This window comes from Streptomyces narbonensis (assembly GCF_014649015.1).
Lineage (GTDB): Bacteria > Actinomycetota > Actinomycetes > Streptomycetales > Streptomycetaceae > Streptomyces > Streptomyces narbonensis.
Genome location: NZ_BMSF01000022.1, coordinates 17,251 through 29,903 on the forward strand (window position 1 = coordinate 17,251; position 12,653 = coordinate 29,903).

Annotated in this window: 7 protein-coding genes; 1 reads left to right on the plus strand and 6 read right to left on the minus strand. The window is 75.1% G+C overall.

The genetic code is table 11. From position 1 onward, the window contains the following. Position 1: 1 nt before the first annotated feature. Positions 2-451 carry a roadblock/LC7 domain-containing protein gene (locus IE124_RS30320; protein ID WP_024759210.1) on the minus strand — a complete coding sequence of 150 codons (450 nt, stop codon included), beginning with the start codon at positions 449-451 and terminating at the stop codon, positions 2-4. Beyond that, positions 448-3,270 (minus strand): sensor histidine kinase, encoded by a 2,823-nt coding sequence (locus IE124_RS30325; RefSeq protein ID WP_189512521.1) that lies wholly within the window; start codon positions 3,268-3,270, stop codon positions 448-450. Before IE124_RS30325 ends, IE124_RS30320 begins: the two co-directional genes overlap by 4 nt. A 415-nt stretch (positions 3,271-3,685) precedes the next feature. Here IE124_RS30325 and IE124_RS30330 point away from each other — a divergent pair, with 415 nt between their 5' ends. Beyond that, complete coding sequence (locus IE124_RS30330; protein WP_229833030.1) at positions 3,686-4,174, plus strand: hypothetical protein; 489 nt, start codon at positions 3,686-3,688, stop codon at positions 4,172-4,174. A gap of 94 nt (positions 4,175-4,268) precedes the next feature. Here IE124_RS30330 and IE124_RS30335 read toward each other — a convergent pair whose 3' ends face one another. The 4 genes from IE124_RS30335 to IE124_RS30350 all read right to left on the minus strand — a co-directional run bounded on the left by IE124_RS30335 (position 4,269) and on the right by IE124_RS30350 (position 12,545). Next, positions 4,269-9,026, minus strand: a complete 4,758-nt coding sequence (locus IE124_RS30335) for a hypothetical protein (RefSeq protein WP_189512524.1) — start codon at positions 9,024-9,026, stop codon at positions 4,269-4,271. 92 nt (positions 9,027-9,118) lie between these two features. Next, positions 9,119-10,030, minus strand: coding sequence for a hypothetical protein (locus IE124_RS30340; protein WP_189512527.1), 912 nt, complete (start codon positions 10,028-10,030; stop codon positions 9,119-9,121). Next, positions 10,027-11,022, minus strand: a complete 996-nt coding sequence (locus IE124_RS30345; RefSeq protein ID WP_189512530.1) for a hypothetical protein — start codon at positions 11,020-11,022, stop codon at positions 10,027-10,029. Before IE124_RS30345 ends, IE124_RS30340 begins: the two co-directional genes overlap by 4 nt. Next, entirely contained in the window at positions 11,019-12,545 is a 1,527-nt protein-coding gene (locus IE124_RS30350; RefSeq protein ID WP_189512533.1) for a hypothetical protein, read from the minus strand. The genes IE124_RS30345 and IE124_RS30350 overlap by 4 nt, the downstream gene beginning before the upstream one ends. Between the last annotated feature and the right edge of the window lie 108 nt (positions 12,546-12,653).

Genomic DNA, 12,653 nt, shown 5'->3' on the forward strand with positions numbered 1-12,653 from the left:
CTCATCCTCCGGAGGGCAGGCCGGTCCGGGGGGCCGTCGTGAGGTGGGCCCCGACCCGCTTCACCATCAGCGTCATCTCGTAGGCGACCTGGCCGACGTCGGAGTCGGCGTCGGCGAGCACGGCCAGGCAGCTGCCGTCACCGGCGGCCGTGACGAACAGGAAGGCGTCCTCCAGCTCGACGACCGTCTGGCGGACCTTGCCCGCCTCGAAGTGGCGCCCGACGCCCTTGGCGAGGCTGTGGAAACCGGACGCGACGGCGGCCAGGTGCTCGCCGTCCTCGCGGGTCAGCTGCTGTGAGGCGCCGGTGGGCAGCCCGTCGCTGGAGAGCACCAGGGCCTTGCGGATGGACCCGACCCGCTGGACGAGTTCGTCGAGGAGCCAGTTCAGCTCGCCGTTTCCGTGGCCGAATGCGGAGGTGGTGCTGGGTGCTGCGGCGTTCGGTGCGGTCATCGACCGTCCCCCTCGGGTGTCGTTCCTGGTGCTGACGTGTCGTCCGGGTCCGCTGTGTGCCGTCGGCCGCGCTGCCAGCCCCGCTGCATGGCGGCCATGCGGGCGCGTACCTCCTCGGCGTCGCGCTCGAAGGATTCGGGCCCGGAGTCGCCGACGGTCGTACGGTCGTCGGCGCCCGCTCCCGCGGCCCGGTCGGCCGGCCGCTCGGTCTCGCGCAGCTGGGGCGCGAGGTTGGCCTGGCGGACGCGGCGCGGCAGCCCGCCGAACGACTCGGGGTCCGCCGAAGCCACGGGGCCCTCCGGGGTCACGCGTCCCTTCGAAGCCACGGGGCCCTTCGGCGGTACGGGACCCTTCGGCGGTACGGGAACGAGAGTGGGGCCCTGGACCGGGACCGGGGAAGCGTCGGGGACCGCGGGATGCGAGCGGCCGGGTTCGTCGACGCGGCGGCCGCGGTCCACGACCAGCGTGGGGGTGGAGCGGCGCGGCAGCGGGACCGGGGCGCGTACGACTCCGTCGGCGCGCGCGTCGTCCTCGCTCCGGCCGGTCGTCTGGTCGGGGGCCTGCTGGTGCTGCTCGCCGGCCGGCGAGAGGCCGGAGCGGCGGCGGTCACGGGGCCGGAAGAGGCCGCCGCGCTCGCTCTCGGTGTCGAGGATGTCGGCGGACCGGTCGAACAGCACGTCGAACTCGTCGCCGTCGAGCGGCGCTTCCAGCTCGACGGGACCGTCCAGGACCCCGGGGGCCTCGGCCACATCGGGGACCCGGGCCAGCACGGGACGACGGGTCGGCAGCGGCGTGGGGCCGGCGATGTCGCCGTCGCGGTGGTCGTCGCCATCGGTGTGGCCGCCGCGCTCCAGGGTCTTTCCGTCCGGAGTCCTGGCGTCCACGGACTTGCGGTCCAGGCGGAATCCGGCGCCCTGGGTCTCGGGCGCGTCGGTGAGCAGCGCCGCCGGGATGAAGACGACCGCGGTGGTCCCACCGTACGGGGAGGGCTGGAGCGAGACGCGGACGTTCTGCCGCTGGGCGAGCCGGCTGACCACGAAGAGGCCGAGGCGGTCGGTGTCCGAGAGCTCGAACTCGGGGGTCTCGGCGAGCCGGAGGTTGGCGTCGAGGAGCGCGTCGGCGTTCATGCCGAGACCCCGGTCGTGGATCTCCAGCGTGAAGCCGTTGGCGACGCGCTCGCCGAGCACCTGCACGGCGGTGTGCGGGGGCGAGAACACCGTGGCGTTCTCGAGGAGTTCCGCGATGAGGTGGGTGAGGTCGGCGACGGCGGGGCCGCCCACGCCGAGGCGGGGCAGCCTGCGTACCTCGATCCGCTCGTAGTCCTCGACCTCGGCGACGGCGGCGCGGACGACGTCCATGAGCTGGACGGGCTTGCGCCACTGGCGGGAGGGGGCGGCGCCGGACAGGATCACGAGGCCTTCGGCGTGCCGCCGCATGCGGGTCGTGAGGTGGTCGAGGCGGAAGAGGTCCGCGAGCTCTTCGGTGTCCTCCGTGCGCCGCTCCATGGTGTCGAGGAGGGTGAGCTGACGGTGGAGCAGGACCTGGTTGCGGCGGGCGAGGTTGACGAACACCTCGGAGACCCCGCGGCGCAGCTCCGACTGCTTGACGGCGGCCTCGACGGCGGCGCGCTGGAGGGTGTTGAGGGCCTGGCCCACCTGGCCGACCTCGTCCTCCCCGTACCGGAGGTGGGGCACCTCGATGCCGACGTCGACGTGTTCGCCGGCGGCGAGCCTGCGCATGACACTGGGCAACCGCACGCCGGAGACCTCCTGGGCCTCCTTCTGCAGGCGGCGCAGGTCGTGGACGAGGGAGCGGCCGATGCGGACGGAGATGACGACCGAGGCGAGCAGGGCGAGGAAGCCGAGGACGCCGGCGACGCCGACCTTGAGGAGCACGCTGTAGGCGGCGGGCTGGACGCGGTCCTGGTAGCGGTCGCCCGCCGCGGTGTTCTCGCGGGCGAGGTCGTCCAGGACGGGGCTCGCCTCCTCCTGCCAGTAGGCGGCGGTGACGGCGCGCGGCTCGTCGGTGGGGCCCTCGTCGATGATCGCCTTCTCGGCGGCCCGCAGTGCGGTGGTCTCAGGGCTGGCCCAGTACTTCTCGAACCGCTCGCGCTCGGCGGTCGGCAGGAGTTCGAGGTTGACCTCGTAGAACTGCTCGCGGTTGGCGATGAGGTTCGAGATCGCCCGGAGTTCAGGGGCGGTGATCCGGTCCGCGACGAGCGCGGAGAGGACGAGCGCGTCCTCGCGGGAGAGGACCTCGCGGGCGCGGGTGATGCCGACGAGGGCGCGGCCCTGCTTGTCCATCTCCACGTTCTCGAGGGCGTGGAGGGTGATGAGGAAGCTGTAGCAGGGGTCCACGAGCCGGTTGTAGAACTCGAGGGCCTGGATGCGGCCGATGCTGCGCTTCTCGACGGAGCGGCGCAGCGATTCGAGGTCGTCGAGCGCGTCGAGGAGGGAGTTGAGCCGCTGGGTGGTGACGGGCCGCATCTCCTCGCGTACGCCCGGATCGGCGGCGTTCGCCCGGATCCGGGATATCTGGAGGTCGGTGGCACGGCGGGTCTCGCGCAGGGAGGCGAGGGCCGTGGAGCCCCGGGGGTCGGCGAGGTAGACGAGCGACTGGCGGCGTTCGAGCTGGATGACACGGGCGGTGTCCTCCAGCGGGTAGCCGACCTTCTCGACGATGTAGCCGACGTCGAGGAGCTGGTCGGCCTCGCGGCCCGTGAGGACCGTCGAGAAGGCCCAGAGGCCGGTCAGGGAGACGAGCGGTACGAGGAGCAACGCCACGATCTTCCGGCGGATGGACTTCCCGCGAAAGCGCATGGCCTCCCCCAGCTCGGCCCCCGCGCGCCACGGAGGTCCTGCACGCTCGTGACGGCGCGCGTCAACACGCGGCGTCAACCTTCGGATTCAAACAAATGGCGGCGTGAGCCTACTACTGCATCACGGCCATCTCGAAGGCATGTCCGGACGATTTTCAGCCTGTCGAGTGAGCGTTGATCATGAGATGTCCCAGTATTCGGGGAGTTGGGATCGGCCACTGTGGCACAGGACACCTGATGGTGTGCCATTTCTCCGGCCTGCGGAGATGGCTGGAACTGTGCGTTCCGGTCAGATTCAGGCGAAACCTTTTCCCGCTCTCGTGCGTCATTAAGTACGGGGAGGGTCCTGTCCGCGTAAAGGCACTCACAACGGGCAGCCGTCCCTCAGGCGTTCAGTGGTGGGGAGTGACAGGACGATGGAACACGAGTCGCGGTCGGCGCGGCAGTTGTGGGTGGACGACGAGAAGGGCCGGCAGCGGATGCCGGATCCGGTGCGCAACGCCGCCGTGCGCGCCGTGATGATCACGTCGGTGACGCTCATCCAGGGGGTGGTGGCCTTCTACTGCTCGGTCGCGGGCTCCTGGCTGGCGTTCCCGATGACGATCAGCTCGGTGGTGTCGACGGTCGTGGCGACCTGGAGCGTCCTCGATGTCTGGATCACCCGTCAGGTGTGGCGCCAGCGCAACGGGGTCGTGTCGGAGCCGAGCAGTACGGCACGTCAGCTGCGGCGCGAGCGGCGCGCGGAGGAACGGGCGGAGGAGGAGGCCGAGGATCGGGCCGGAGAACGGGCCGGAGAACGGGCCGAGGACAGGTCGGATGCTCGTCAGGACGCCCGGACGGATGCCCGGGCGGACGGTCGGGCCCCCTCCCGGGCGAAGGCGGCCCGGTTGTCCGAGGCTGCCTGAGACCTGGTCCGGGCCTCGGTCCGGGCCCTGCTCGCCTGTCGTGCCGGAGCGGCCCGGCCCCCTCGCGGGGGCCGGGCCGCTCCGGCGTCGTGGGTCAGGCGGTGGGCTGCGGTGCGGTGGGGTCGTCGGACGCGTGCCGGCGGAACATCCGCGTCGCCGTGATCTCGCCGTGGATCGACTCACCCTCCCCGGCCGCCTGCGGCAGACCGGGACGCAGGTGCTCCTCCACGCTGATGTACTTGAGCCCGGCCCGCAGGTCGGCGTCGTTGCGCAGCCGGATCACCAGCGGGAACTCGGCCAGCGCCGTCGTGTCGAACAGGCCCGTCGTGTACAGCAGCTGAACGCCGAGCGCGTCCGACACGGCCCGCTGCAGCTCCAGCAGGTACGTGGCGTTGGCGCGGCCGATCGGATTGTCCAGGAAGAGCGTGCCCGCGTGGCGGTGCTTGTCCCGGCCCCGGTCGTTGGAGCGGAGCGCCGCCATCGTGCAGTACAGGGCGATCGCCGCGGTGAGCAGCTGGCCGCCGGAGAAGACGTCGCCCATCTGCCCGACGGGCACCCGCTCGGCGCGCAGCACGGCGTCCGGCTTGAGGATCTCGACGGAGACGCCCTTGGGTTCGAGGGCCGCCTGCACGCCCCTCAGCAGCAGGGACATGCCGTCGCGGCGCAGGTCGGAGTTCTTCTTGACGGCGGCTCGGGTCGCCTCGTCGACGACCTCGCCGAGCCGCTCCGCGAGGGTCGCCTGATCGGGCTCCTCGAAGCGGATCCGCAGGAACTCCTGGCCCGACCACTCGCCGAGCCCCTCGGGGAGCCGGGACAGCCGCTGCGCGGAGCGGAGTGTCGTGAGCGAGGACTCCACGAGGCCGCGCAGCCGGTCCACGATCGAGTCGCGGTTGCGCTCCAGCTGCGCCAGCTCGTCCGTGAGGACCCGGAGCCGGGGCGCGAAGGCCTCGGCCCACTTGGCGGCGTGCTCGGGCAGCGCGGACGCGGGGAGTTCGCGGATCTGCTGGCGTGCCGGGGTGCGGACCTGCTCGTAGCGGGTGGAGTTGGCGTGCCGGACGAGGATGTCGCTCGCCTCGCGCACGGCGGCGTCGGCGGCGGACAGCTCGGCCGTGCAGCCGCGCAGCGCGCGGCGCGCCTCGCCCGCCGTCGTGCGGGCCTCCTCCAGGGTGCCCGTGTACGTCTCGGACTCGTCGCGCTCCTCGTCGGCGTGGTCGCGGAGCAGGTCGCGCAGGAGGGCCGACGTCTCGTCGAAGCCGCCCGCCGCGTCCTCGGCGGACCGGTGGTCCCGGAGCAGCCCGGCGTGCGCGGCCCGTGCCGACTCCAGGGCGTCGGTACGGGAGGCCAGTTCGCCGGTCGCGGTACGCAGCAGCGCCTGCGCCTGCTCGGCGTCGACGGGCACGCGGTCCTCGGGCAGCTCGGTGTGCGCATCGCCGTCCTCGGGGGCCAGGCGCTCGGACTCGCCGCGGAGCCGGCCGAGCTTCTCGCTCGCCTCCGTGGCGCGCGACTCCAGCATCTGGACGAGGGACTCGGCGCGGGCGGCGGCCGCCTGCCGGGACGGGCCGTCGGCGCCGTCGGTGGACTCCAGGAGCTGTTCGGCTCGGGTGCGGACCTTGTTGGTGAGGCGGTCGAGCTCGGCGAGGGCGGCGGACTCGTCGCTCTCGGCGCGGGCCTGCTCGGCGCGCAGGTCGGCACCGACGCCGACCTTCTCGTACAGCTGGGAGGCGGCCCGGTAGGCCTCGCGGAGGGTGGGGAGCGCGGTGCGGGGCGCGGCCGGGTCCTCCTCGGGGAGGGTGTCGGGGGCGCCGGCGATCTCGGCACGCTCGGCGCGCAGGGCGCGGGCCGTGCGGTGGGCGTCGTCGGCGGCGCGCTGGGTCGCGCGGCGGTCCTCGTCGGCGGCGCGGGCGCGCTCCAGACAGGTCTGGGCGCGGGCCTCGGACTCGGCGGCGTCGTCGGCGAGTTCGCGGAGCTTGGCCTGCCAGGCGGGGCGCTCGCGCAGCCGGAAGGCCAGGCCCGCGAGGGCATCGGCGGCCCGGCGGGCGCGCTGGGCGGTCTCCTGGCGCTCGTCGCGGAGCTGCGCCGCCTCGGCGGCGGTCTCGTCGGCCTCGCCCCGTGCCGTGCGGGCCTCGGCGAGGGTCGCGGCGGCGGCCTCGGCGCTCTCGCGGGCGGTCGAGGCGACCGCCGCGAGCTCGGCGAGCATGCCGGGCGGGCAGTCCGCGCGCCAGGCGCCGATCCGGGAGGCGAGGGCACGGTCGCCGGCGAGGCGGGCGGCGAGGGTACGGATCTCCTCGTCGCGCGCGGTCGCGCGGGCGCGCAGGGCGTGCCGCTCCTCGTCGGCGGCCTGCTCGTCGTGCATGGCGGGGTTCGGCGTAACGAAGAAAACACTGTAGACACCGCTGTCCTCGCGCTCGCCCGTGTCCTGCGCCGGTACGGGGGCGAGCAGGGCGGCGGCGGTGCCGACGGCGACGGTGGAGCGGGGCAGCAGGGCCGCCGTGCCGAGGACCTCCCGGGCGCGGCCGTACGAGACGGGGTCGGTGATCACGACGCCGTCGACGAGCTCGGGGCGGGCGGCGAGGACGCGGGCGTGGTCGGCGGGGTCCACGGCCTGGGCGAGGTAGCGCCAGCCGGGGAGGGCGGGGATGCCCTGCTCTCCGAGGTACTCGACGGTGGCGAGGACATCGGGGCCGGGGGGCAGCAGTCCGCCGTCGCCGAGGGCGCCGAGGATGCGGGAGTCGTCGGCCGCGGCGGTGCGCAGGTCGAACAGCTGGCGCTCGGCCGAGGCGACGGCCTGGTCGAGCATGGTGCGGAGCTCGTCGGCGTACCGGTCGAACTCGGTGACGGTGAGCGGCCCCTGGGGGGCGGTCCCGGGCCCGGCGGCGAGCCCGAAGGCGGCGCCGGGGACGGCGTCGGAGGCGGGGTCGTCCTCGGAGTCGTCCCGCGAGGCGGAGACCTCCGGCGTGCCGGCCTGGCCGGTGGCTGCCGCGCGCTGGCCCGGGAGGGGCGAGCCGCCGGCCGGGAGGCTCAGCAGCTCGGCGAGCCGCTCCTCGGAGGCGAGGGACTCTGCGGCGCGGCGCTCCGCGTCGTAGGCGTTCCCCGCGGCCTCGGCGGCGTCCGCGGCGCGGGCGGCGGCCAGTTCGGCACGGGCCTCGGTGGCTGCGGCCTCGCGGGCGCGGTCGGCGGCGGTCCTGGCCGCCTCGCGGGCCGTGTCCCAGAGTGCGACCGCGGTCTTCTCCGCGTCGCTCGCGGCGAGGGCGGCCCGGGCGGGGTCGGCGTCGGGCGCGGAGTCGTCGAGCCAGCCGGCCCGTACCGCCTCCGCGGTCTCCTGCTCGACCTCGGCGAGCCGCTGGCGCAGGTGGCCGGCCTCGCTGCGGGCCCGCTGTGCCTCGGTGGCGGCGGCCGTGGCGTCGCGGTGCGCGGTCTCGCTCGCGTCCTGGAGGGCCGTGGAGCGCTCCTCCTCCTCGGCCGCGTGCCGCTCGCCCTCCTCCGCGGCGGCGGCGAGGGCCCGTACGAGATCGGCGGCGGCCTTCGCGCGGGCGGCGAGGGCGGGCGCGGCGTCCCGCTCGGCCTCGCGGATGGCTGCGGCCACGCGTGCGGAGCGGTCGCCCGCGGCGCGGTGGCGGAGCACGGCCTCCGCCGCCTGCCAGGCGGAGTGCAGGGTGCGGGCGTCCGTGAGCTCTCGGCGCTGGGAGGCGGCGCCCTTCTCGGCGGCGGTCAGGGCCAGGGAGGCGTGCCGGTAGGCGAGTTCGGCGGAGATGAGGGCGCTGCGGCCGCGGGCGGTCTCGGCCTCGGCGACGGCGTGGGCGGCGGAGGTGACCTGCTGGGCGAGCTCGGCCGCCCGGCCGCGCTCCTCGTCGGCGCGGCCGGAGAGCCGGCGGGCGAGGACGCGGGTGCGCCGCTCGGCCGCCGTGTGGACGTCCCGGGCGCGGGCGCGGGTCCCGGCGGCCTCGACGATGCGGCCGAGGAGGTCGACGGAGCCGGCCGTGAACTCGCGCTCGGCGGTCAGCTCGGCGCGGCGGCCGAGCTTGTTGCCGAAGCCGCCGACGAGGTCGGCGAGGCCGTCGGTGTCCCGGGTATCGGTGACGGCGCGCAGGAGGAGGTCGGTGAAGTCGGAGTCCTTCTTGACCGCGAAGAGGCCCGCGGCCTCGCCCTCGTCGGCGTTCATCTCGCGCTGGTAGCGGAAGAGTTCGGGGTCGAGGCCGAGTTCGCCGAGGTGTTCGTTCCAGCGGTCGTGGATCTCCTCCCAGACCACCTCCAGGTGCGGGTAGGCCTTGCCGGCCTCGGTGAGGGCGTCGCGGAAGCCCTTCATCGTGCGGCGGCGGCCGGTGGCCCCGGAGGCGCCCTCGACGGGCCGGCGGACGGAGGTCGCCTCGGCGACGGGGAGGTTGTCCAGGCTGAGCCCGGGGCCGGGGCGGAAGGAGTACCAGGCCTCGGCGAACTTCCGCGGGTCGTTGGAGACCTGGCGGCCGCGCCACTCGCTGGCCTTGCCGACGACGACGAGTTCGCCCGTGAGGGTGTGCTGCCACTCCAGGGCGACGTGTCCGCAGTCGTCGGCGAGGAGGAACTTGCGGAGCACGCCCGAGCTGGCGCCTCCGAGGGTGTTGCGGTGGCCCGGGAGCATGACCGAGAAGATCAGCTTGAGGAGCACGGACTTGCCGCCGCCGTTCTCCAGGAAGAGCACTCCCGCGGGCGCGGGGCGGCGCGGCGGGCCGACCGGCTCCTCCTCGAAGAACTCCGCCTGGGTGGGGGCGGGGTGGGGCACGGGTGCGCCGACCCCGCGCAGGTCCAGGACGGTGTCGGCGTAACGCGCACCGGCGGGGCCGATGGAGTAGAGGCGGACCCGGGACAGCTCGTACATGGCGGGGGACTCTCGTGCTCGTCGTGCTCAGGAAGGGCGTCGGTTACGCGGAGCGGGGGCGGGACGGGTGGGACGCGGCGGGGCGGCGGCCGCTACGCGTGGAAGGGGAGGCCGGCGTCGGCGGCGAGTTCCAGGTCGTCGCCCTCGGGCGGCGGGACGAGGGTCGCCGTGCCGTCGCTGACCGGCACGACGCCGAGTTCGAGGAGCTCGGCCATGGCGGCGGAGCCGGCCATGTCGCGGACCTGGAGCTGGTAGCGGGCGGTCGTGCGGTAGGAGCCGCCGCCCTCGTCGCCGGTGCGCTGGAGGAAGCCGGAGTCGGTGAGGAAGGCGGCGGCCTTGCCGACGATGCCGGTGGTGGATCCGGCGAGGCGGCGGGCGTCCTTGGTGGCTCCGGTGGCGCTCCGGCGGGCATAGATCCGCCAGCCGGCCTCCAGTCCGGGGGCGTCGGAGGCGGGGTCGGTGTTCTCGCCCTGCTCGTCGGCGCGCTGCTCCAGGCGCAGACAGGCCTGGCGTACGAAGGCGTCGACGCCGTTGACGGTCAGGCGGCCGATGTAGGCGTCGTCGGCGAGGTCCTCGGGGCGGGGGAAGGCCATGGCGGCGACGGCGAGGTGGGCCAGGCCGTGCAGGAACCGGTCGGCTGAGTCCGGCGAGGCACGGCGGGCGTAGTCGCCCATGCGGACGGCGAAGACGGAGTCCTCGCCGGCCGTGACGGCCATCCCGGCGCGCGGGGAGACCTCCAGGACGACGAGGCCGAGGCCGGTGGCCACGGCGTCGGCGAGGCGCGCGAAGACGGGGTCCTCGCGGTAGCGGCGGAGCAGCTCGGTGTACTCGGCGTCCCGGGCCGGGAGCAGCTTGGGCTGGAGCCCGAAGGAGACGAGCCGGGCCGCGTCGGCGGCGTCGGCGGGGGTGACCGCGGACGAGGAGGCCGGGGCGGGGCCCTGCTGGGGGTGCGGGGGCTCCTGCTCGCTCCACCCGTCGGCGTACTCGGCGTGGATCTCGCTCACGGCTGGGGCTCCTCGGTGCGGCTCTCGGTCGGTACGTCGTCGGTGACGGGGCGGGGTGTGTGCAGCGGCAGGGGTACGGGGGTGACGGCCGCCGGTGCGGGTGCGGGGCGGCGGGACGGCGTGACCGGGTCGGCCGTGAGCCGCACCGCGCGCACGGTCGGGACGCTCCGGCGCCGCGAGGCGGCGTCGGCCCGGGACGGCTCCGCCGCCGGTATGGCTCCGAGCCGGGGCGGCGTCCCGGGCTCCTGCGGCGACCTGGCGCCGGCCTGCCCGCGCGCGCCGACGGGCGGATCCACGAGAACGGCCCGCACGCGCGGCCCGGCACCGGCCCGGCCGGCCGCCGCCGGACGGGGGGACTCGGGCTCCGGTGCCGGTTCGGCCTCTGGCGCCGGTGCCTGTGCCTGTGCCGATTCGGGCTCCGGTGCGGATTCGGCCTCCGGCTGAGAATCCGGCTCGGGCTGCTGCGCCGGCTGCGGCTCGGGCGCTACCGACGCCGGCCTGGGGCCGGGTACGACGACAGCGCCGAGGCCGGTGGTCGCTTCGGCCGGGGCCTGCTCGGCGGCGAGGGCCGGAGCCGGCTCGGCCGGCCCGGCCGGCCCGGCCGGCCCGGCGGCGGACGTGTCGGGCACGCGTACCCCGACGGAGGCCTCCACCTGCGGGTGCGGCCCGGGCGCGGGCTCCGTGCGCGTGGGTGGCTCGGGTGTGGACGTGTCGGGCACGCGTACCCCGACGGAGGCCTCCACCTGCGGGTGCGGCCCGGGCGCGGGCTCCGTCCGCGTGGGTGGCTCGGGTGTGGACGTGCCGGGCACGCGTACCCCGACGGAGGCCTCCACCTGCGGGTGCGGCCCGGGCGCGGGCTCCGTCCGCGTGGGTGGCTCGGGTGTGGACGTGCCGAGTCCTGTCGCCTCGGACGGGGTGTCGGCCGTGGTCGGGGGTTCCGGCCGGGCCGGGGGGTCGGCGGGGTCGCTGGGGACGGTCGGGGTGAGGGTCACGTGGACTCCGAGCGGTCCGCGGCCATGCCCACCGCGTCGAGGAGGGCCGTACCGACGATGAGGTCTGCGCCGCCGAACTCCGGGTCGTCCAGCGGGGTGCCGTCGTCCACGGCGAAGAGGAGCCGCTCCTCGCCCTGGCGGTAGGCCGTGCCGACCGGCGGGCTGGCCGCGTGCACGGCGAGCAGGGCCACCAGGTAGGGCAGGTCGCCGTCGAGGAGTCGGGCCTCGGCCAGCAGGCCGGAGAGCCGGCGGGGGGCGTCGTGCTCCAGGTCGAGCAGGCGCATGGCGCTCGCGAGCTGCTCCTCGCTGAAGCGGGAGTCGTCGGGCGTGGCGATGAGGTCCGGCTCGGGCATCTCCGCGCCGAGGTGCTCGCGCTCCACGGGCGGGGTGAGGAGCAGGTCGACGAGGTCGCCGAGGCGGACGGAGGCGGGCGTGCGCAGTCCCGTGCCGTGGGCGAAGAACGCGTCGGTGACCTTGCCCGCCTGCTCGACGGGGAGCGGCAGGATCGGGGCGACGAGCTGCCCGTACAGGTCGAGGCCGGTGTACGCGGTGGGGGCGGCGAAGGCCTGCCGGTCCTGCTCGGCACGGAAGAGCGGCCCGGCCTCCAGGAGACGGGACTGGAGCTGGGTGTGGCGCCGGATGCAGTCCTTGACGATGTCGACGAGCTCGGCGGCGCGGCGCTTGTGCTCCTGGTCCTCGGCCTCGTCCCGGGCCTTGCGGATGTTGGTGAGGATCGCGTTCTCGTGGCGGTAGCGGTCGGCCACGTGGTCGAGCGCCTCGTCGATCATGTCCGGCACCGCCTGGAGCCAGTCCACCGCGCGGACGTTGCGCCGGGTGGCCTCCAGGGTCTTGCGGAGGGTCTCGGCGTACTGCACGGTCCGGTACCGCGCCTGCTCGGCGGCGAGCTGCGCGTCGGCGAGGCGGCCCCGGCTGATGAGGACCTCCAGCTTCACCTCGGCGGCGATCTGGGCGCTGGTGACGTCGGTGTCGAGGGCGCCGACGAGGACGTTGACCGCTTCGTCGGTGGTGCGGAGGTAGACGCCGCCCCCGTAGCCGGGGACCTCTTCGATGAGTTTGAAGTCGTAGTCCCTGCGGACGTAAACCCCGTCGGTGCCGAAGGTGCCGTAGACGGCACGGAAGCCCCGGTCGACGCTGCCGACGTTGATCAGGTTCTCCAGGACCCAGCGGGCCACCCGCTCGTGCTCGGCGGTGGGGCGGGAGGGGGCCTGGGCGGCGACGCGGGGCAGCAGGCGGGCGACGATCTGCTCGTGGTCGGCGCCGGTGTCGAAGTCCATGTTGAGTGTGACGAGGTCGATCGCGGAGAGGGCCACCTCGGCCATCGCGTAGACCGTGTACTCGCCGGCCAGGTTCGCCTTGCGCGCGTCGAGGTCGTGCAGCGGGGCGGTGCACGCGAGCGCGCGGAGGCGCCGCGCGAGCCCTTCGTCGGCGGCCGGGCCCTGCGCGGGCCGCGGCGCCGCGCTGAGCTGGGGCGGAGCGAGGTCCGTCGAGGCAGGCGAAGTCACGGTGGACAGATTAGGTCCTCGAACTGACAACGGTCGAAACGGCGCAGATGCGACCGGGCTCCGGGAGGCCGCCGGGCCGTCGGTCGGGGCGGCCCGGTACCCGGTCGC

Bases quoted from the DNA above. Each gene is read 5' to 3' on its own strand.
- IE124_RS30320 (WP_024759210.1), bottom strand. From the start codon at position 451: ATGACCGCACCGAACGCCGCAGCACCCAGCACCACCTCCGCATTCGGC.
- IE124_RS30325 (WP_189512521.1), bottom strand. From the start codon at position 3,270: ATGCGCTTTCGCGGGAAGTCCATCCGCCGGAAGATCGTGGCGTTGCTC.
- IE124_RS30330 (WP_229833030.1), top strand. From the start codon at position 3,686: ATGGAACACGAGTCGCGGTCGGCGCGGCAGTTGTGGGTGGACGACGAG.
- IE124_RS30335 (WP_189512524.1), bottom strand. From the start codon at position 9,026: ATGTACGAGCTGTCCCGGGTCCGCCTCTACTCCATCGGCCCCGCCGGT.